A 19917-nucleotide genomic window follows, 5' to 3' on the forward strand; every position below is an offset into this window, starting at 1 on the left:
GTTTTGCGAATGCTGTAACACCGCTTGACGAAACGTAAAGCTCCGTCCGCGAACGTCTTATCTGGTGTGCTGCACCGAGCCTTCGGTCAAGATCCGCAAGACACTGATGGCTTCCTTGCCGTCAGTCCGCGGGGTTTCACGGGTTTCGATGCAACGCAGGAAATGCTGCAACTCGCGGGTGAGTGGCATGCCTTCCTCGACGGGTATATAGATCGGCTCTGCCGACTTGAAAGCCCACTGGTCGTTTTCCCGCCAGACTTCGTGTTTGTAGAAGGCGAGCTTGCGGTCCCACGGCTCGCCGTCGTCGAAAACGGCCATGCCTTTGGTGCCGGTCACGCTCAGGCGCCGCTCGCGATAGGCATTGAGCCGCGAGGCAAAAAGATGCCCGCGAATGCCACTCGGGAACTCCAGGTGAACATGCGCAAAATCGTTCAGATGGTCGATGATGGCCGTGCCTTCGCCGCGAATGGCGCTGGGTTCCTCGCCGGTGATGGCGAGAATCATCGACAGATCGTGCGGCGCCAGGTCCCACAGCGCATCGAACTGCGCGTGGAACTTGCCAAGACCGACGCGATGCGAATGAACATAGCGGATATCGCCGAGTTCACCGCTCTTGACCATGTCGAGAAGCTTTTCGAAGGCCGGATGGAACCGCAGAACATGGCCGACCATGAAGATGCGACCATTTTCGCGCGCGGCTTCAACTTCGGCTTCCGCCGAAGGGACGTCGAGCGCAATAGGTTTCTCGACGAGAACATCCTTGCCGTTCTTCACAGCTTCGGTCGCATATTGCGCGTGGAACTGTGCAGGCAGGGCCAGAACGATGCCGTCCACGTCGGGACGGGTGAACAATTCATCAACCGGAACATTGGGAACGCCAAATTCGGAAGCGAATCGTTCGGCATTTGCCGGGTTGGCGTCGGAGACCGCCTGAAGGGCGCCGAGGCTCTTCAGGGTACGAATGTGGTTGCCGCCCCAATAGCCGCAACCCAAAACCGCAATACGAGGTGCCATGAAACTATGCCTTTGCTTATGCACAGTTCCTTATCGGTGCAAATGATGGAAAACAAGACGAAACCTGTGCGAAGAGTGCTTGACAGGGTTTCATTCCCCACATATACCGCCGCCATTCCTTGCAGGAACAATGCTTTGTCCCACCGGAAACGGCGACGACAAAACTTCTGCAAAGCGACGCGTGGCGGAGTAGCTCAGTAGGTTAGAGCAGAGGAATCATAATCCTTGTGTCGGGGGTTCGAATCCCTCCTCCGCTACCATTCGCTAACCGCTACCGAAAAATTCTCTTTCCAACTGTAGCGCGCCGTCGCATTTTGCAGTGTTTGACACCGGGTTTTGCAGCAAACCGCGTTTCCAATAGCGTCCTTTTAAAGATAGCTTGAGGGGCATTTAAGCCCCTCTTATTGTGCGAACGTCAAGGCATGCTGTGGCGTACACGATTTCATCTATCGGCATCGGTGAGCTGCTGGTATCGGCCGTCGAGAAACTCGTCGGCATATTCCGCCCAGAGGCGATTGTCCTTCCTATCCTGATACAGCACGATCAATCCCCACCGGGCGGTGTCATCCTCCAAACGAATCGTAACCGGCACCTTCATGAACACTGTCGAGTTATTGCTCGTGTTGCGAAGGGAGATAGCAATCAGGCTGTATGCGTCCCTGGTATCGGACCAACCCCACAGATAAGCCTGATCACCATTCTTGCAGCGGCTCGCCATATCCTCAGTTGCGATCCGCACAACCAAATAGTCGGTGTCTCGTTTTCATCACGCCACAGACTGCCGAGCGTAGGCTCCATGGTTTTACCCTCAGTGAGAAATGATCACTTCACGAGCAGGCTTTCCGGTACCACCTGCTGCCGTATAAGTTAGTGCGACTTCCTCGATCTTGAAGCCCGCGAAGATCGCACGGATTTCCGGCACATCGTTGATCGAAAGGATGAAGCGGCCTGCCAGTCGTCCGAGACGGTCGGCCATGACTTCATACTGATCGCGCCCGAATAGCTCTTTGCCGTAATAATCCTCCGTCCCCCAATATGGCGGGTCGAGATAGAACAGCGTTTCTGGCCGGTCGTACCGATCAATGAACGCGGACCAGTCGAGGTTTTCAATTACGACCGACGCAAGGCGTTCGTGCACATCCTGAAGCAAAGGCGCAAGCGTGGTCAGGTTGAACCGGGAACCGCCGCTGCGATCTATACCGAATGTGCGACCGACAATCTTCCCGCCGAACGATAGGCGCTGGAGATAAAGGAATCGGGCAGCACGCTCCAGATCGGTAAGGGTAGCCGGGTCGCTGACCTTCAGGCGCTCGAACTCGCGGCGACTGGTGATCTGGAAGCGAAGCGTATCCATGAACTGCGGATAATGCCGCTGAAGGATGCGGAACAGGTTCACCACATCGCCGGAGCGGTCATTGATGAATTCGGCGCGAGGTGCAAACGAGCGCCGGAAGAACACGCCGCCCATGCCGACGAACGGCTCTGCATAGATTGAATGAGGCACCGCCGCGATGCGTTCGCAGATGAGTCGTGCAAGCTGCCGCTTGCCACCGATGTAAGCAGCAGGCGGCGAAACCGGATCAACGGCGGTGAAGTTCGATTGAAGGTTCATATGTACGGATATCCAAGAATCAGTCACAAGCCGCTTGCCCGAAAGGGCGCGGATGCGACGGTTATCTCGTATGGCTGTCGGGCGGGTTCTATCTTGCCGGATCGGCCCGCCGCCACGAATTGACGTGGCCGTCCCTAGCTCGGCTTGCGGCCGAGAAACTCCAGTTCGGTTCGCGTGAGAATTTCCCGGTCACGCAAGGTCAGATCGGCAAAGCCGGGCACGCGCCTTGCTGCTAATGTTTCTTTTAGGCGGGGCAAGGACCATTGACCGGCGATTGCTTCCCATACGCCCTGATGGATCGCTGTCGCCATTTCCGGCGACACTTCCACTGCAAAAGCATTAGGTGAAGTCCCATATCGTGAAGCCGTCATGCCCGTCCATTCTCCGTCGCGCGCGAAGCGGCTCTCTGTTGGTGAAACTCAATCTCTGACCGTGTGAGGATTTCGCGATCACGCAAGGTCAGATCGCCAACCAGCTTCTGGCCGGTCAGATCGGGCCAATATTCGCCCGATCCGAGCTTCCAGAGATGGCGCATAGGCAGACTGTTCACGACATGGCTGTGCGGTGGATAAACCTCGATCGCCACAGCATCAGCGCCGAAATACTCGTTTTTCAGTTCCTGAAGCTCGTCCCACGTGATCGAACCGTCATGCTCGATCGATAACAGGCCGCGCAACTCGTCCAGGAGCACCCCGACTACGGCCGTCATATTTGCACCTGTGCAGAAGGCCAGATGATGGCATCAACAATGGCGCGGGCCTCAGCTTCGTCTTCGGCTGCATCAATGTCGCGTTTCGCGCCGAGGCGGATGCTTTCGATCATTGCGCCGATCTGCTGCCATTGCGCAAAGGCCGTAAGGACGACATCGGCCACTTCGGAAAGCGTTTCAGCGGTAATGCCGACTTCCGAGGACAGAATTGGATAATCAGAAGCCTGCGGGTTGGAGGCCGCTTTGAACGCTTGTGCCTCAGTGACCTTCTGTTGATAGGTCATGGCCTGACCCGCGCCCGGCGTAATGTACTTCAGGCGCTCGGCCTCGGCCCCAGCATCTACTTGGCGCTTTAAAGCATCCTTGATGGCTGTAAGAGCATCCATCTGCCATCCATCGGCACCAGATCGGACGAGCCGATCATCAATGCCGCATTGGATTGCCTGCCATCGCTCACCCGCAACAATGTGCTTCTGGCCAAGTTCGTCGATGTACCAGTCGCGGCACTCAGAGGCATCAATCAACTCGCCGTTGTGGAACCGTAATCTATCAATCTGTACATCGATGAGCTGCGGTGGGATCGTGATCCCATCGACTGTCCCCATCATTGTGCCGATAACCAGATCATCCTTGATTATTGCAAACATGACTCTTTCCTCACGCAAAAGCTGACATGTAAAGGATGCCCGATGCCACTCCGTCGATGACCGCATTATAGTCACTGGTCACTTGCGCCTCGACAATGTGACGGGTGGCGGCGAGTATCTCAATCTGGTTCGCATAGCCGTGAAGCTCGACGCCGCCGGTATTCGCAGTCGAGCCTGAAACGCTATAGAAGGGAACGCGGGACCACTGGAGCGACCATTGTGCTCGATAGCGAATACCGTCATTGCCGTTGCCAGTTGTGAGAATGTTTGCCGCACCGGAAAGGGTTGCCCGACCGCGTAATTCGGCCTTATTCACTAAAGACGTGACTGTCGCGACACCGCCCGTGACAGTAACCGACGCGCAAAGCATGTCGTCGTACAGGGTGTCGAAAATCGCATTATAGGATTGGGTGGCAGTCGGATTATAGGTGACGTCGCTGAGGTCTTTGAGCGCAAAGCCGTTAGAAGGCGTCCAGCGAAGATGATATTCCTTGTTGTTCACCACAGCGAAGGTTCGCTGCGCCGACGAATAGTCGTCAGATGAGTAGCGATAGACGCCGCGATGCATCCAACTCTGCCCAGCCGAAACGGATACCGATAACCCGGAAACGCTAATGGCGAGCTTTCCGGTTGCATTGAGTACTTCAGGGAAGACTGGATTAGTGGAAGTCGAAAGCCGTTCCTGATTGTCGCCGAAGCGGTCCTTCAACACGGCGGCAAGGGTATATGGCGAGATAATCCGGTTTTGAAGAATGCCCGCAATGGCCTCGATGACAGTAGCATATCCGCCAACCCACTCACGCGAGGCCAGCCATTCGGCGTAGACGCCGCCAATACGTTGAAAAACACGTCCATCCGGCAGACCAACACCGTGCCCATTCTTCGGCGTAAAGATGCGCCAAACTGCTCCCGACCATTCAGCGATTTTTTGGGAGTGTCCCGCCCAATCGCCCGTCGCGTTGGCCGGAATTACATAAGCGTCGCCGAGTTGAGGGTTCACAGGAGGCGACGTGACCGTCATGGATACGATAGGCATCCATGGCGAGCGGTTGGCGAAGCCTGGAGCGGCTATCTGAAGAAGTGCCTCCCAAAGCTGTTGCTGGTTTTCCGGGTCAAGATCGAAACCAGCCTTCTCAATGACGGCGCAAATTTCCTCCTGGATATCGTTGAGGATTTTGTCCGTCACCTCAGTCCCGGAGACACCTGCTGCAGCATTCTGCGAGCGGAAACCACGCCTCCCGCCGCCGATATCGACCCAATCCGTGCCGTTGACGCGATCCATGTCAGTTCTCCTGATATGAGAAAACAAGTTGTGTGTGCGCGGGCTTCAAACGGCGAAGCTCGCATTCGATATCGCTGATCTCGAAGCCGCCGAGCGGCTGACCTGCCGTGTTAACGCCCGCACGAAAAATCCATTCCGAGATAAGCTGCAGCTTCACGCGCCATGTGAACTGCTCGCCCTCTGCAATGAGGGGCTGACCGGCTCGAAGCACTCCGGCCTTGGATGGCCAGAACTCTTCGATCTCGATGGTGTGCCCGAGGCTTGCGGCCATCCTGACGTAGTACGGAATGCTGGCACCGCCCTTAGCGATCCAGCGCTGATGCGCCCGGCGCTGGCGCTGCTCCAGCGTCTGACTGCCGAGATCACGACCGCATGGATCAGGACCAAGAACGCGCTCAAAGTCCGGCAGCAGGGCAACAGCCGAGCGCGGATCGATTTCGTTCATCAGCTGCTCGGCGCTGGCTTCGCCTTCAACGAGCACTTTGGCGATGCTGTCCAGGATGGCGTCAAGAACGCCGCCGCGTCGGCCGAGCGCAAAGCCGCGAGGCAACTTACCGATCAAACTGGCGAGGATTGAGGATTGCGGCCGGGTCATAGCGGGTCCTCAAAAGTGATTGTGCCCGGAAGCGGATATTGATCGCGATCGAGCGTGAAGCGAGCAGATGGAGAAATCAGGTCATGCGCATATTCCCCTGACGCGGCCGAGATCGCTTCGGATATGCGCGATGGCTCGATGATGGCTCCGATCGGGCTGTCGTTCTGATCATCGCTGTCATCACCGATCGTCGCGATAAAGGCCGCGAAGGCTTCCTCGACGGCGGCGCGGGTGGCGACCGTGTCGGGCCGAAGACGGACGGTGATCGGGATTTCGCGCATTTCAGCCGGGACGATGACGACATAGGCGGTCACAGGTCGAACGCCGGAAGATGATCCCGGAGCGCCGAGATAGGCGAGTTGCTCGGCCATTTCCGATTCGGTCGGTGCGCGGGCGGACGTGCCGTCCTTCATGGCGACAATGACGCCGACCGATCCACGCCCCACCCAATCGGTTTCCGTCTTCACGGCGCGCACGTCAAATTGCTCACGCAACCAGGTCGGATAATCGAAGCCTGCGCCACCATGCGGGCGCTGGCGGATATGAGCGATGGTCGCGGCTGCAAGCTCGGCTGGCGTTTCGGCTTCAGCGCCGCCAGCGAAACCACCATCGGCGACCGTGATACGGTTGATTTCAGGAAAGGCGGTGACCGTGCGGAGGCGAATGCCCGCCTCGATGTTGCCGGTCGGGCCTGCAACAGCGGCCTTGGCCGGAACGGTGACGCTGCCGCCAGCCGGGATAACAGCCGTGGCCGTGGTGAGGAACAATGTGCCATCTGAACCGGCGATTTCGAGATCAGCCGGAAGCTGCGCACCGGCAGCACCTTCAACCACCAGATTGCCCACCGCATGGGTGGCAGCACGGGCCGCAATGCCCCAGATGTCGGCGTGGCGCTGGACGAACTCGTCTTCGGCAGTATCGACAAAATACTGTCTGCCCCACCATGCGACATGATCGTGGATCTCGCGCACTTCCAGAGCGACAGCACGGCCGATCATGGCAAGCATCCCACGCGCCGAGCGAACCGCGCGGGAAATCGCCAGCGGATCAACCAAAGGCCGAACGATGGAAATACTGTATTCCATGGCGGCTGCAATCCGCTCGGCAATGGTTTTGGCGGTTGGAACGGGCCACGACATTATGCAGTCCTCCGGCCTGAAACGCTGGTGTCATCGACCTGGACGCGCCAAGCCAGCATCTGGGGCGCAATCCAGCTTGCCTCGATCTCGGCAGCGGTACCGAAGTCGCGGCGCACCCAATCAAGGCTTTCGCCAAGCCAGCTCAGATAAAGAAGGCGGGTGGTTTCGGTTTGCTTGGCGCGGTCGAGAAGCCAGCAGCGCGAACCGATACGGTCACCGGATGGATCAAGTGCGTCTGCGGCAGCACCCCGGCGCTCATCGATGCCAGCTTGTGTCAGGAATTGAGAGCGACCAAGCGGCAAAGGATCGTCGGGATTGGCACGGCGGTCGAGACCGACCGAAAGCAAAACGGCTGTTACCGGCGTTTCATCAATAACGAGATCGCCATCCGCGCCGATTTCGAGATCAGCGCGGCGCGTTTCCGGGTCATAGATGAGTGCCACATCGTAAAACATGCCCGGTTTTATCGCGCGCGCGCGAAAACAATCATGCCCGCCGAAGCGGGCACGAAACAGATTATTTATCAGCCACCGGGAGGCGGTCCGCTGAGACCGCCGCCTGGCTCAACATCTGTATGCGTGTGAGTTTTGTCGATGACAATGCCGTCATGCGTGATTGTACCGCCCTCGATGGCAACGCCACCAGCCGAGACCGTCACCGTCACGCCGCCCACCTTGAGAACGATCGAAGCACCGGCCTGAATGCTGATCATTCCGTCAGCACCGACCAGAATGCCATCGCCGTGCTGATTATAAAGAGCAGCTTCGCCGGGCTTCAGGTTTCCCATGCGCGCCGAAGGATTGCTGATCGACACGATGGCCAGATCGTCCTCGTTGCCACCAATGGCGATCGCCAGACCAACGGCACCATCTTCGGGCACGGAACTGGCAACCCCGTAAGGCTGCTGAATTTCAACCTTGTCACGCCAGACGCCCGGCGCAATCTCGACCGACGCCGTTTGCGTCTCGCCATCGTCCACGATGTTCTTCAGCACCACGCGGCGCACCATGCCCCGCATTTTATCGGCTGTGTCTTTTTCCATGGCTGGACCTCACAAGGCCGAGGCAGTGCCGTCCAGTGGCCCGCTCGACTTGCCCGATTTGCTCTTCTTGACCGACTTCGTGCGGCTTTTAAGGTTCTTTCGACGGCCCTTTACAGGCTTGTTATCGAAGGCTTCCGGCGACGTGACGGCGATTTCCGTTTCCCGGCCACCATCTTCGTCCAGGAGGAAGGTGACACGGGAAATGAGCATGTCGCGGAAAACGTCCTGGAAGCTATCCTCGATCGGCACGATCTCATTAACGCGCCAAAGACGGCCATTGGCGCTGAAGCCTTTAACCCGGTAGGCGATCTCTTCGCTTCCGCCGCGTTTGGTGCGCATGCGCCAGTCGGCTTCCTCGCCACATGCCTTGTCGTCGGCCTTGGAGCGCGCGAGGTGGACGATCGGGCGATAGCGGGTGATTTCATCGTCCACGGCCTCACCGGCGGCGACAACACCGCGCCGTTCGCGCTCGGTTGCCGAGCCGTCCGTTGCCTGTCGATCTTCCGGACTGACAGGCGCGCCACCTGCTGACAGTGCAGCTGCGCGACCATCGCGTGCGGTTGCGGCCTTTTCCGACTGTCCCCGCACAATGACCTTCGAATGCCGGTCCTTGTGGGAATATTGCCCACTGGACGCCTTGACGTTGCCCGGAAGCGTTAGCGAAGCCGGAGCGCGGTTCGCGCCGGTGCGGGTCAAGACGATGCCGCCGACACCGTCAGACATGACCAGGGCATGGCGCTGGCGCGCGCCTTTTTCGATGGCGCTGATGCCTGTCTCGGAAAGGTCGATGCCATAGCGCGGGAATGCATCGCCGGTATCAATCTCGGATCGAACGGACAAGCCGAACGGTTCGGCAATGCGTTTGACGGCATCTTCCAGCTTGACGTTGTTGAACTCGGATGGACCGTTTGGCGCGGCCGTGCTGTCCACCAGATCGCCCGCCTTGTCCTTGCCACTGATCGAGACTGCGGCATGTTCCCCATCGATGTCCGGCGCGACCGTCTCGATCGAACCTTTCAGGACCATCTCATCGTTCACATAGACTTCAGCTTCAAGGCCGGGCCGGAGATAGAACACGGCGTTCGATGGCGAAGCGAAATCGAAGCTGGCAAGCGACCGGCTATAGTCGCGCAGTTCGAAGCTGAAAGCGCCGCTGAAATCCTTCAGGTCACGGGTGACGCTGGCGCTTGTCCATTGGTCGAAAATCTGGCCGTTCACCTTCAGATAGATCGAGCGGGTCATTATTCGATCACCTCGACGCGTCCGGCTGGAATGATGGCCGGGTGACGCGGCTGGTTGCGGTCGATGATCGACCGATACCCATCCTCGATCGAAGCTGGATCGTCGCCGTAAAGATGGTTGGCAAGCTGGAAGGCGTCGGTGGCACGGTCAGTTTCGATGATGCGCGAAACCGGCAGGCGACCAATGGCCTCGTTGATATCGGCGATCAGGCAAAGCCGCACGTCGCGAACGGCGCGAATGGTGGCGCTTACTTCCGCTGCAAAATCGGAATCGGACAGGCTGGAGAGCAGGTCGGTATATATAATGAGTTGGCCGACCAGCCGGTCACGCAAGGCGGCGGCTTCAGAACGCGAGCCGAACTCGACATAGGCGGCGAGCTGCGCCGCCTTGGCAACCGCATCACCTGCAACGCCAGCCAGAAGAACCGTGTCCGGACGCGATGGCGTGTCGCCGGCAAGGCTGACAAATTCGCTGCCGGCAGAAGCACACAGGTCGAGCGCCTGGCTGGCGGTCAGCCCGATCGAAGAGCTGCTCGTCTCGGCAGCTGGCGCAACGGCTGGCGTGCCCGCCAGATCGGGAACCGTATTGACGATGGCGTCTGTCACGGCACTCGCGGCAAGGCCGAGTGTTTCCGGCGTAGCGGGCAAGTTCTGCGGCAAAGCGGCGGCAATAATGCTCGATGCCTGACCGGCGCTCGACTGCCAATAGGAGACGATCTGGCGCGAGGTCCGCTGCGTGGCGTCGGTACGAAGACGTGAGAGCGTCCGCTTGGATGGTGACGTGGTCAGCGAAAGCGCCAGCGAGACGAGCGACAAGGTGGCACTGATCAGCGACGAAGCCGTGGAAAACGACCCGAGAAGGCTCGCACCATTATAGCGCGTGAACGTGGCGTTGAAGCGGACGACGCGCAGCTCGTAGGCCGAGAACGAAATCTCGGCCTGTTCTTCCATGATGACCTGCATCGGCCCAAGCCATGGATGAATAAGCGTGCCCGGTCCCGGCATCTCGAATGCGGCCTTGAGCGCCTGCGCTTCAGCAATATAGCTATCGCTGACGATCAGACCTTCGATCTGGACGGTCTGCGGCGCGAGGCCGAGATCATCATAGGCGGCGACATCGATGCCGGGAAAAAGATGTTCAGCCACGCGGCGGCCAACCTGTGTCGAGGTATCCGGCACGAAGAAGGAAATGCCCCGGTAGGAAGCGGGGAGAAGCCCCGGCAGTATATCGCTCACGCTATCGAAAATCATGCCAGCCCCACTGATCGACCGCGATCCGTCGTGATCGGCACACGCTTGTTATCGGACGAGCCTCCGACAACCTTGCCCGGACCATCCACCTTGATGCGGATATCGCCGCCGACATTGATCGACTGTTGCGATGAGGGAATCGCAGCCATGCGCGTCGGCGTCTCAAGGCTTGCCCGCTTTTCCGGGTCGTTCGAATTGGCAGATGGGGGCCGCTTCAGATCAGGTAGCGGCGGCACCACAAGATTGCCGTTCAGTGCGTCGCGCGCGTCTTTTCCCGTGATCTTGCCGTTGAAGTTCTGCACATCGTCCGGCACGCCGAGAATGGCAGCTTTGACGGCCTGAATGGCTCCAACGATGCTGTCCAGCCAGCCCTTGATTTTATTGTAAACGGGTTCGAAACCAGCCGCGAGCGCATCCCAGGCAAGCACCGGCAATTCTATCGGCGTCTGCAAAAGGCCCCAGAGTTTTTCGACACCGGAAGCGATGACATTGACTGCTCGCCCTGCCATATCGGGGAAAATCTGCATCCAGTTCGGCATAGCCTGTTTGCCTGCCGCCCATTCTGCGAGATCGGCAAGCCCTTTGAAAAGACTATTAACTGCCCATGCAAAGGTCGAGATATTACTCGTGCCAAACTCACCGAGTTTGCCAATGAATTTGCCAAATTCCAGACCGATTTCACGAAGAGCTATACCCGCACCGTCTTTGAAACCGATCAGTTGGCCTAGGGCCGAAGCCAAGCGTTCGAGGTTGCTCCAGGCGTCACCAAAGTTTGAGAACGCACTTTGCAGGTTCTTGCCCATTTGATCGAAAGACGGGGCAATGCCTTCCCAAATCGCCTTATAACCCTCCCAGATTTTACCGATCTTGTCGTAGATCGCATCGAGGGTTTTAGGGACCAGATTATCCCAATTTATGGTCGCGAATGCGTTGTTCGCATTGGCAGCGAATCCTTTGAACAACCGGGCGCCTATGCTTTTCAGGCCACTCCATGCCCGCTCGAAGTATGGCTGAACGCGAGACCATGTGGTCTTCAATTCGGTCCACGCGCGATTGCTTCCTTGTTTCAGGCCATCCCAGAGCTGGCCTCCCATTTTTTTGAGCCGTTCCCAGCCGCGCTGAAGATATGGCGCTGCCTTACCCCAGACCGTTTTAATTCTAGCCCAGGCACCCAGTGCGCCTGTCTGGATGGAGGTCCACGCAGCCTTAAACTTGGGCGCAAGTGTCTCCCAATTCCGCCAAACCAGAAAAGCACCACCAGCCATGAGGCCGATGACGACGCCGAGTGGCGACAACAACACGCCGATCAAGGCACCGATTGCGCCAAGCCCCGCACCGATGATCGGTAACGCAACGCCGAGCGCGCCAAGCGCGCCGACCAAGAGAACAACGCCGCCAGCGCCGGTCAGAAGGGTTTTCACCCAACCGCCCGTGGCCTGGTCAAATTCGCGCAGGGCACGCATGCCCGACATCAGAAGCGGGTTGATGGTCGGAAGCCAGGATGCAAAAGCGGAACCGACCTCACGCACTGCCTGAGTGCCGATCTCGCGGAAGATCGCGAGTTGGCGATTGTCGCCTGCCATCTGGGTTTCGAAATCGGCATCAATGGCCGCGCCTGTTGCGGCCGCGACGGTTTTCTTGATGTCCTTGTATTCCTCGACATTGGCGAGAAACGGAATGAGGAAGTCCAATACCTGCTGATCGCCGAACAGCTTGCCGATCTTTCCGGCCGCGCCGATCGATTCAAGCTGCTCACGGACAGCCGCCACGGCATCGGCACCCTTGAGGCCGTTCTTTTCTGCGGCCTTCATGTATTTGGCGATGTCGCCTTCGCCGACGCCGGTCAGCTTGCCGACCTTCTGGAGCATGGCTTCCAGCGGATTGATGCCCTTGGAAGCGGCATCCTGCATGACGGCCTGAATATCGACGCCCATCTTCGCAAAGTTCTTTTGCGTCATGGGGGCCAACGCTTTGGACAGGAAATTGTTGAAATTGTTCGCCGCGACCGATGGATCGCTGGCACCTTTCATGGCGATCTGGAGGGACGAAGCGAGGAAGTTGACCGCCTCACGGCCCTTAACGCCAAACTTTGCAGCCTGCGAGGTCAGTTGCGGGAAATATTTCGCCATGTCCTTCAGCTCGAAAGACCCGGCCTTACCGGCCATGACGAGCGCGCCCAGGCTATCCTTGATCTGGTCGGCCGGAACCTTCAGGTTATTGAGAAGAGACGTGGTGACGCCTGCCATGTCAGAAAACTCGGCATTGGCAGCGGTTGCGGCCCGACCGATATCGCCAAGCGTTGCATCGATCAGACTGCGATCGACACCGGCCGCAATCATCTGACCTGCACCGGCAGCAACCGTTTCCGACATCTGACCGACCGCAAGCGCGAGATCCTCGTACTGCACTTTGGCTTTCGCGGCGAAGTCGAATGCGGCCTTGCCTGACAATTCCGCCGTGCCTGCAATATCGAGCAGTTGCTGTTGAAATGCAGCCGCTTCCTGTACTGGCCCCATGAAGGAGATGGCGGCGATCGCCGTACCGAGAACCCCGATACGGCGCGCAAAGCCGGACAGCTGCTGAAGGCCATTGCGCAGGCGGCGCATCGGACCGGAGAGCTGATCGCGAAGCCTGACCAGAACATCGAGCGCCATCGTTTTTGAAGCCATGGTCTACTCTTCCTTTTTGCAGGTGTTGCGAAAAGCCATCAGACAATTCCACCAGAAGGCGGCAGTTTTGGCATCAAAGCTTTCAATCTCGGCGGCAGAGAAGCCCGATCCATCGGCGATACCGCCGAGGATTACTTGCCAGTCTTCCGGCCACTCCCCAAAAAAGAGGAAAGAACCTGCGCGGCTGCGGTGATGTCAGCTGCATCCAGTTTGTCGTAGAGGACGTTCATGATGGCCTGACTGATTTTTGTCGATCGGGAGAAGGCCACCACATTTGTCGATTCTTCCGATGTTGCAGCAATGGCCCGCTGATCAGCGCCATTAAGACGATGGAAGGTCAGCTCGGAATAAGTTTCCTCCCGAACCTTGCTATCCTTCTTGATGGTGAGTTTCTGCGGATAAAGCAGGGGCAGTGTGACCGAACCATTGTCATTCTGGATGGCGCGATCTGGCAGACGGTCGTTTGGATCGATATCCTCAATGACATCAGCGGCGGCGGTGAGCGCCAGTGAGGCCGGGTTATCCTCATCCACCACTACATCCTTGATCGGGAGCACTTCGTCGGTGACGTCGAGATCAACAATATTCTTCGCCATTAAAGCACCTCTTCAGGAGCGCCGCCCGCCCATTTCAGTTCGATTTTGCCGCCTTCGCCGCCCGTGATTTCCGGGTGGTCGGTCAGGAACGCGTCGGCAAAGGTGAAGGTCTGGCCGGTGTCGCAGACCACCTGCAATTCGCCTTCGCCCTCATCCCAGAGATTGCCATAGCGCTGGCCTTTCTCCAGATTGGTGGTCGCCGTCACTTCCGACGCCTCGAATTCCTGCGCGCGACCGACCTTGCGGCCATAGGTGACGGCATTGTTCTTGATGCCGCCCACCTTGATCTTTGCACCCTTCTCGACGGGGATGTTCTGTCCCCGCCAGATGATGTCCACAATGCCAAGTACCTGTGCCATGTGATCCTACCTTTACCCTTAGACCTGGAATTCCAGCGAACCGGCCAGAACCATCAGATTGCCGACGATCCTGATCTGCTGGCGGCTTTCGAGGCGGTTCTTGTCGCTCTTCGAACGCTTGAACACGCTCTGCTTGATGGTGTCCTCCACGCTTTCGACCCAGACGAGATCGGCGTAGTTGCGGCAACGGCCCGCCCAGGAGGCATGCATGCGGCGCGGCGTGACCACCGAACTGCCAGTGTCGTCGTCGGACGTGTTCGTGGCGAATGCCGCACCTTCCTCGTCATCCGCAAGCTTGGCGCGCGGATAGAGCAGCGAGACATAGGACTGCCAGTCATAACGTATGCGCGAAAGCGTGGCGGGCACCATGATGTCGAGCCACGCTTCGTCATCCACATCGAGATTGGATTTCCGATAGGTGGTGATGAGGCGTGAGATCGTGACCGAACCGTCCGACAGGCATTCGAAGGTCGAAACGCCACGGCGCAACAGGAGATCACGTTCGGTATCGATGAACTGATCGACGGCCCTCGGCGCGACGGCACCGGGAACCGGAAGCGAACGAAGCTGGCGAGCCGGATCGTTCGCCAAATGGAAGCTGGCTAGTCCCATCACCGCCGCCGACAAAACCCACGAGCTGGTTGGAGAACCGTTCAGGCCCACCGCCGTCAGGAACGGGCAGTTGGTCAACTGGCCCCAGGTGCCGAGTTCTGCGAACGTGCCTCGCTTACCGACATAGCCATGCGCATCGAGCTTCGACATGGCGGTATATCGAGCAGTGAGGAAGTCAGCGAAGATACCCATATTGGTCGGATCGCTGAACGGATGCTGGATTGCCGTGTACCAGGTGTTGGCGATCACATCGAGCGCGTCGGTCAAATCGGGATTACCCGAACCGCCCGACATTGGCGCGACTGCGACTGTCAGGCCGGACGGCAATGGCTGCGCTTCGACATCGACGCGCAGATCAATGTCGTTGCCGACCTCGCCGCCATGGCGACTGGTGACCGTGACGACGCCAGCAGCAGCGGTCGCGGTGACCGGCAGGCTGGCATTGTCATTGATGGCAGCAGCAAGTGCTGCGGCAAGCTGCGCGATCGTAGCCGTGGACTGGGCGGTGAATCGCACCTGCTGACCGGCCACCTTGAACCGGAGAACAAGCGAAGCTGAAACCGCACCGCCAAAGGTGAAGGAGCCGGTTGCCTTGACCGCGTCCGCGTCATCAGCAACCGCCATCACGAACAATGCCTGGGTGGTGTTGGCCTTGCGGAAGGCTGCAACCTGTTCAGCACCGATCGAGCCGACGCCAAAGAGCGCCTGGCCTTCGGTACCACGCACCACTTCGGTGATGGTACCGGGCTGCAATGTGCCGGTGTCGAGCTTCAAGCCGATGATCAGATTTTGCACCGGATAATCGAAGATGCCCAGATTGCGATAGTTCGGCTTGATCTCAAGGAACGTGCCAGGAGAACGCCAGTCGGAAGGGATTTCGTCAAAGGTGAAGTCGGCCATTCTTATTTACCTCCGGTTTTGGCCTTGCTGGCCGTCTCTTCAGTGGTGGTTTCCGGTTCCGTCACGGCGGGCGCGGGAGCCACGGCCTTCGCTCCGATCTCGATCAGATCGCCGTCCTTGATGCGGCGGCGGATATAATGAGTGACGGGAACCGTCGCGCCGTCCTTCGGCCAGTCGCGGCCATCTTCCATGGGCACGTTGCGGCCGGGCGCGAGCTTCAGCTTTTTCTCAAGCATTGCTTTCCTCGGTGTTGATGGTTTCGGAAATGGCGGGGTCTTCTTCGCCGTTCGTAATCCAGGTGATGCCGAGCGACTTGAGATCATCCAGCGTCTTGATCTGGAAGGCGGCGAGAGGAGATGTGAAGCGCACGTCAAAATCGACTTGGGCAAGCACCGTGGCGTCGTCGGCCCAACCATCAGCATAAATGGCTTCAGCGCGTGTGACTGTGCAGGTGCCAATGTCCGGCAAGGTGCAGCCGCTCAAAAGCACGCTCGACACGTCGATCATGGCATCAAGGCCGATGTCGAACCGATCACCTTTGAAGCGGGCATCAAGATTGCTCGACGCCTTCACGACCAGGACAAGCCGCCAGTTGGCCACGCCCGACAGCAAGCGACCGTGGTCGCGATCGGGCTGAAGACCCATCCAGGCGAGACCGATGAACGGCGTCGTATGTAGGACGCGTTCAAATTCCTTGACGGTCAGAACGGCTGGAACGCGCCTGATCTGGAATTTCTTTTCCGGGAATGCGAGGCGTAACCGCGCGAGAATGGCTGCTTCCATGACCCGGATTGGTGCTTTGGTGAGTTCGGGTTCTGCCATCTCACCAACCCTTCAGCGATTCATCGGAGAAAATGGCGGGGCGACCGGAAAAGCGCGGGCCATTCGATTTGCCGAAGGTTCCGGCAGATGTCGCCTCGATCGAGATCAAACCCTTGGCGATGTTCTCCAGCCAGACAATGACTTCCTTGCGCTCAAGGCGCATCTGTTCGGTTGGCTCGGTGCGCTCACTCTTTGCCAGATCGTAGCGGGCAAGAACACAAGTGGCGCGAACGATGTCCTTGGGCGCGTCCGCGAGCGGCACCTTGTAACGCCCGCGCAGATAGCCGTCGATCAAAGCCGTGGCATCGACCAGGGCAACTTCAATCTTGGCCGGATCAAGTGTTTCGGTTTCACGATCTTCCGGCATGGAGAGCCGGACCATTTCCGTGTTGCCGAAACGCTCGACCATATTTGCGACTGTGGCGTACAAGTGCCGTTCTCCAATTTTGGGTGAAAGCCGCTCCGCCGCTACAGCTTTCGTTTTCCACGCGCCTGTCGGCGGACGCGCCGGGTATTCAGTCGTCCAGTTCAACCAGATCGGCGATCAGATCGGGATCGCCGAAAATCTGGTTGAGCTGATACGGTTCGAACTTGCCAAGCGGGTGCACATTGGTGCCCGCGTGGCGATGACCGCCACGGCGCAAACCGTCGAGCTTGGCTGTGATGCGGATGGCGTCGAAATCAACATCGCCATGCGCATCGATGTACCGGCGAACAGCTGCCGCAAGATGCGGAAACGTTTCGTAGATCTCGATCTCCAATGCAGCGACTGTCTGATCGCTGACGGGACCGACCAGATTGCCGGCCCCGTCGTTGGTCGCAGTGGCCGGGGAAATATTGGTGGAATTCGCATCGCCCTGGACGGCACCACCGTTCTGGCTGGTGTTGTCGGGATTGTTCGGCAGTGGGCCACCAACAGGCTCGGCGGCTGGTACTTTCGTGGTATCTTCGGTGGGCTTTGCAGCTTTCGCCATGTTCGTGCTCCGTTGTTTCAGGGCTTTTCAAAGGGGTCTCAAGACCCTTTTGAGAAACCCTCCCACCCGTTTTGGGCGGAAGGATTTTGGATGTGCTGGATCAGGCCAGCAGCGGGATAACGACCGGCTCGGCCGTGCCCTTCCACTCGTTGCTCTCTCCATTGATCAGCTCGTTGAGCAGCAGCTTTCGGGCTGCTCCTTCCAGGGTGGACGGCACAAGCAACTTGCGCGGATTGATGGAGATCACTTCGCCGTTGCGCTTGCGGATGGAAGTCATCGCGGCGCGGGCAGCAGAATAATTCTCGGCGGTAAGCGGCAGCTTGGACTTGTAGATCAGCTGCCAGAGGCCATAACCGGCATTGCAACGACCATCGACGCCATAGACCGCCTTGCCACCGAAGAAGACAGTGTCGTCGGTCGCCTGATCCTTGCGGATAAGCTGGAAGCTCTTGCGACTCTGATAGATGATCGGCTTGATGACCTGACTGTCATCAACCAGATACCAGGCCGGAGACGAACCGTCAGCGAAATTGGAGACGGACGTTTCCTTGCCCTCTTCATCGTAGCCTGGATGATCGGTGTCGAAAAAGTTCTGGCCATCATAACACTTGGTGGTTTCGCCCTTTTTCAGAAGCGGAAACACAAGCTGATCGGGGAACTGTGCGGCGTTCTGGCCGAGCTGGGAGGCTGTCGAGGACAGGAAGCCAAGCTGATCGTCCTCGACCTGAGAGATGCGAACGCCGATCGTGCCTTCAAATTCCTTGTTGCGGATCGTGTAGGTCTGCATCGACAGGTCATGAACGACACGGTCGCCGACCCATTCGCGAATGCCCGGCAGATCGTCCATGCGCGGATATTCGTTGGCCGCTGTGGTTGATGGAACGGTCATGGCGACGGTCTGATAATGCGTCGTCGTGGAACCGAGCTGGGTATTGAACGCTGTCGAAAGGGCCGTATAGAGGCCGCGCATTGTGGATGGAGTGATATCCATTGGTCGTTTTTCCTTATGCGCCGACAGAAACCCACGTACGGTCATCACCGAGACCGGCAATGATGCCGAGCTTCAGCGCGCCGCCCGTGCCGTCGAGCGTTAGAGTTGCGTCATCAGTGGCGTAGACGGCCTTGCCGATATCGGCGTAGTCGGCGTCAAATTCGAAACCGCGCGTATCGCGGATAGCGGTGACGATCAGATCGCCGTCAGCGCCATCACGGTTATCGACGTGAAATTCCGCCAGCCCGCCGATCGCAACAGCGTCGGCATGACCTGCGGGAACTGCCAGACCGGCAGCGGTGACGGCGACGATGGCCCGACCGAAAAAGCGGATGCCCGCCTTAACCGGATAGCCAAACCGGATGCCGTTGCGGCTCGGAATGTCGAGATCGCGAGTAGCGGGCATCAGAGCATCTCCTTCTGGGATTTCTTGGTCTTGGCGAACTCGGCCTGATCAAGCCCCATCAGTTCGCAAAGCTGGCGATCCTCCGGCGTGAGTGCCGGATCGCCGCCTTCCTTCGGGGTGTAGCCACGAAGCGTGGTCGAATGCAGCGAAGGAAGAAGCTTGATCTCGTCCTCGACTTCCTGGGCATTCTTCATATGGCGGCTGATGAAATGATCGCGCAGGGCCGGAACAACCTTGCCCTCTTCGATCGCACGACCGATGACTGCTTCAGCCTTGTCCTTGGCCGCGCCATTGGTCAGCGTCGTCACCTTCGACTGAAGCTCAGTGACCGTTTTGCGCAACTCGACCTTCTCGGCGTCGTCGCCCGACTGGCGGGACTGAAGCAAGGTGATGATCTGCTCGCCAGTGGCGCCGATCTGCACGCCAGCGGTTTCAACGACCTTCGCAAGCGTTGCTGAATGCAAGGTCTTTTCCGTCACGGCGGCGAGGATCGCAGCCGCATCGGCATCTTCTGGAAGGCCGAGCGCCTTCCGCAGTTCTTCTTCCATGTCCGGTTCTCCGGTTAGGTTTGCAGTGTGAAGGGAGTTAAGCTTGAGATTGGGATCGTTGGTCAGCGATGCGCGACCGATCTCAACGACACGACGCGGTTCGCGCGCGGTCACAAAAAGCGCTGGCGACAGGTAGCCATAGTCGCGCCCGCCAACGGCAGTAGCTCCTCTGGCGTTCCACTCGACCTTGCCCCAGATACCGTCCTCGCGCGCTTCCATGTCCACAATCCAGCCGACAGCGGGGCTGTCGATGCCCTGCGTGCCGAGCTTGTCGATGGAATGGTTGATGTCGATGGGAAGCTTGCGACCGGGTTGGATAGAGCGTGCGATGATCGCCTGAAGATCGTCGGCCACAAATGGGCCGCGTCCATCAGCACCGCTGAAAGTGCCAGCGGGCATGAGATGAACCCATTCCGGCGCAACAGCGGTCGCTCCGCTTTCGACGGTCGGGAGGTTCATCATGAGAGAGATCAGAAGCTTTTCCATGAACGTGAGAAAACCACGTTCG

At 58.5% G+C, this 19917-nt stretch carries 24 protein-coding genes and 1 tRNA gene; 1 reads left to right on the forward strand and 24 read right to left on the reverse strand.

Annotated features, from left to right (window positions below):
• Nucleotides 1–57: 57 nt before the first annotated feature.
• On the reverse strand, nt 58–1014 hold the full coding sequence (locus FIC94_RS05970) for a Gfo/Idh/MocA family protein (RefSeq protein WP_140024251.1): 957 nt from the start codon (nt 1012–1014) through the stop codon (nt 58–60).
• Nucleotides 1015–1197: 183 nt separating this feature from the next.
• Between FIC94_RS05970 and FIC94_RS05980 the strand changes: the two genes are divergently transcribed.
• Nucleotides 1198–1274 (forward strand) — tRNA-Met (locus tag FIC94_RS05980).
• Nucleotides 1275–1456: 182 nt separating this feature from the next.
• Here the strand turns inward: FIC94_RS05980 and FIC94_RS05985 are convergent.
• From FIC94_RS05985 to FIC94_RS06095, 23 genes are all read right to left on the reverse strand, one after another.
• The gene (locus FIC94_RS05985) at nt 1457–1759 is read right to left on the reverse strand and encodes a hypothetical protein (RefSeq protein ID WP_180917915.1); all 303 of its coding nucleotides are present in this window, start codon (nt 1757–1759) and stop codon (nt 1457–1459) included.
• A gap of 63 nt (nt 1760–1822) precedes the next feature.
• Nucleotides 1823–2626, reverse strand: coding sequence for a DNA adenine methylase (locus FIC94_RS05990; RefSeq protein ID WP_140024253.1), 804 nt, complete (start codon nt 2624–2626; stop codon nt 1823–1825).
• A 134-nt stretch (nt 2627–2760) separates the two neighbouring features.
• Nucleotides 2761–2997, reverse strand: a complete 237-nt coding sequence (locus FIC94_RS05995) for a hypothetical protein (protein WP_140024254.1) — start codon at nt 2995–2997, stop codon at nt 2761–2763.
• Nucleotides 2994–3335, reverse strand: a complete 342-nt coding sequence (locus FIC94_RS06000) for a DUF7694 domain-containing protein (RefSeq protein WP_140024255.1) — start codon at nt 3333–3335, stop codon at nt 2994–2996. Before FIC94_RS06000 ends, FIC94_RS05995 begins: the two co-directional genes overlap by 4 nt.
• A complete protein-coding gene (locus FIC94_RS06005; RefSeq protein WP_140024256.1) occupies nt 3332–3982 on the reverse strand; it encodes a hypothetical protein in 651 nt (216 codons plus the stop codon). Before FIC94_RS06005 ends, FIC94_RS06000 begins: the two co-directional genes overlap by 4 nt.
• Nucleotides 3983–3992: 10 nt before the next feature.
• The gene (locus FIC94_RS06010) at nt 3993–5264 is read right to left on the reverse strand and encodes a DUF2793 domain-containing protein (RefSeq protein ID WP_140024257.1); all 1272 of its coding nucleotides are present in this window, start codon (nt 5262–5264) and stop codon (nt 3993–3995) included.
• A 1-nt stretch (nt 5265) separates the two neighbouring features.
• A complete protein-coding gene (locus FIC94_RS06015; RefSeq protein ID WP_140024258.1) occupies nt 5266–5859 on the reverse strand; it encodes a YmfQ family protein in 594 nt (197 codons plus the stop codon).
• Nucleotides 5856–6998: a baseplate J/gp47 family protein gene (locus tag FIC94_RS06020; RefSeq protein ID WP_140024259.1), complete on the reverse strand. Its 1143-nt coding sequence runs from the start codon at nt 6996–6998 to the stop codon at nt 5856–5858. Before FIC94_RS06020 ends, FIC94_RS06015 begins: the two co-directional genes overlap by 4 nt.
• On the reverse strand, nt 6998–7453 hold the full coding sequence (locus FIC94_RS06025) for a phage GP46 family protein (protein WP_140024260.1): 456 nt from the start codon (nt 7451–7453) through the stop codon (nt 6998–7000). The genes FIC94_RS06020 and FIC94_RS06025 overlap by 1 nt, the downstream gene beginning before the upstream one ends.
• A gap of 68 nt (nt 7454–7521) precedes the next feature.
• A complete protein-coding gene (locus tag FIC94_RS06030) occupies nt 7522–8040 on the reverse strand; it encodes a phage baseplate assembly protein domain-containing protein (RefSeq protein ID WP_140024261.1) in 519 nt (172 codons plus the stop codon).
• Between the two features lie 9 nt (nt 8041–8049).
• Nucleotides 8050–9282 carry a phage baseplate assembly protein gene (locus FIC94_RS06035; RefSeq protein WP_140024262.1) on the reverse strand — a complete coding sequence of 411 codons (1233 nt, stop codon included), beginning with the start codon at nt 9280–9282 and terminating at the stop codon, nt 8050–8052.
• The gene (locus FIC94_RS06040; RefSeq protein ID WP_140024263.1) at nt 9282–10532 is read right to left on the reverse strand and encodes a DNA circularization N-terminal domain-containing protein; all 1251 of its coding nucleotides are present in this window, start codon (nt 10530–10532) and stop codon (nt 9282–9284) included. Before FIC94_RS06040 ends, FIC94_RS06035 begins: the two co-directional genes overlap by 1 nt.
• Nucleotides 10529–13201: a phage tail tape measure protein gene (locus FIC94_RS06045; RefSeq protein ID WP_140024264.1), complete on the reverse strand. Its 2673-nt coding sequence runs from the start codon at nt 13199–13201 to the stop codon at nt 10529–10531. Before FIC94_RS06045 ends, FIC94_RS06040 begins: the two co-directional genes overlap by 4 nt.
• 131 nt (nt 13202–13332) lie before the next feature.
• A complete protein-coding gene (locus FIC94_RS06050) occupies nt 13333–13797 on the reverse strand; it encodes a hypothetical protein (protein ID WP_140024265.1) in 465 nt (154 codons plus the stop codon).
• A complete protein-coding gene (locus FIC94_RS06055) occupies nt 13797–14156 on the reverse strand; it encodes a phage tail tube protein (RefSeq protein WP_140024266.1) in 360 nt (119 codons plus the stop codon). The genes FIC94_RS06050 and FIC94_RS06055 overlap by 1 nt, the downstream gene beginning before the upstream one ends.
• A gap of 18 nt (nt 14157–14174) precedes the next feature.
• Nucleotides 14175–15668 carry a phage tail protein gene (locus tag FIC94_RS06060; RefSeq protein ID WP_140024267.1) on the reverse strand — a complete coding sequence of 498 codons (1494 nt, stop codon included), beginning with the start codon at nt 15666–15668 and terminating at the stop codon, nt 14175–14177.
• A gap of 2 nt (nt 15669–15670) precedes the next feature.
• Complete coding sequence (locus FIC94_RS06065; RefSeq protein WP_140024268.1) at nt 15671–15904, reverse strand: DUF2635 domain-containing protein; 234 nt, start codon at nt 15902–15904, stop codon at nt 15671–15673.
• Nucleotides 15897–16490 carry a hypothetical protein gene (locus FIC94_RS06070; protein WP_140024269.1) on the reverse strand — a complete coding sequence of 198 codons (594 nt, stop codon included), beginning with the start codon at nt 16488–16490 and terminating at the stop codon, nt 15897–15899. Before FIC94_RS06070 ends, FIC94_RS06065 begins: the two co-directional genes overlap by 8 nt.
• A 1-nt stretch (nt 16491) precedes the next feature.
• A complete protein-coding gene (locus FIC94_RS06075) occupies nt 16492–16920 on the reverse strand; it encodes a gp436 family protein (protein WP_140024270.1) in 429 nt (142 codons plus the stop codon).
• A gap of 85 nt (nt 16921–17005) precedes the next feature.
• Nucleotides 17006–17464 carry an HI1506-related protein gene (locus FIC94_RS06080; protein WP_140024271.1) on the reverse strand — a complete coding sequence of 153 codons (459 nt, stop codon included), beginning with the start codon at nt 17462–17464 and terminating at the stop codon, nt 17006–17008.
• Between the two features lie 100 nt (nt 17465–17564).
• Nucleotides 17565–18455, reverse strand: coding sequence for a Mu-like prophage major head subunit gpT family protein (locus FIC94_RS06085; protein ID WP_140024272.1), 891 nt, complete (start codon nt 18453–18455; stop codon nt 17565–17567).
• Nucleotides 18456–18468: 13 nt separating this feature from the next.
• The gene (locus FIC94_RS06090) at nt 18469–18861 is read right to left on the reverse strand and encodes a hypothetical protein (protein WP_140024273.1); all 393 of its coding nucleotides are present in this window, start codon (nt 18859–18861) and stop codon (nt 18469–18471) included.
• Nucleotides 18861–19895, reverse strand: a complete 1035-nt coding sequence (locus FIC94_RS06095; RefSeq protein WP_235891958.1) for a phage protease — start codon at nt 19893–19895, stop codon at nt 18861–18863. The genes FIC94_RS06090 and FIC94_RS06095 overlap by 1 nt, the downstream gene beginning before the upstream one ends.
• Between the last annotated feature and the right edge of the window lie 22 nt (nt 19896–19917).

Origin of the sequence: Ochrobactrum teleogrylli (assembly GCF_006376685.1) — a bacterium.
GTDB classification, from domain to species: Bacteria; Pseudomonadota; Alphaproteobacteria; order Rhizobiales; family Rhizobiaceae; genus Brucella; species Brucella teleogrylli.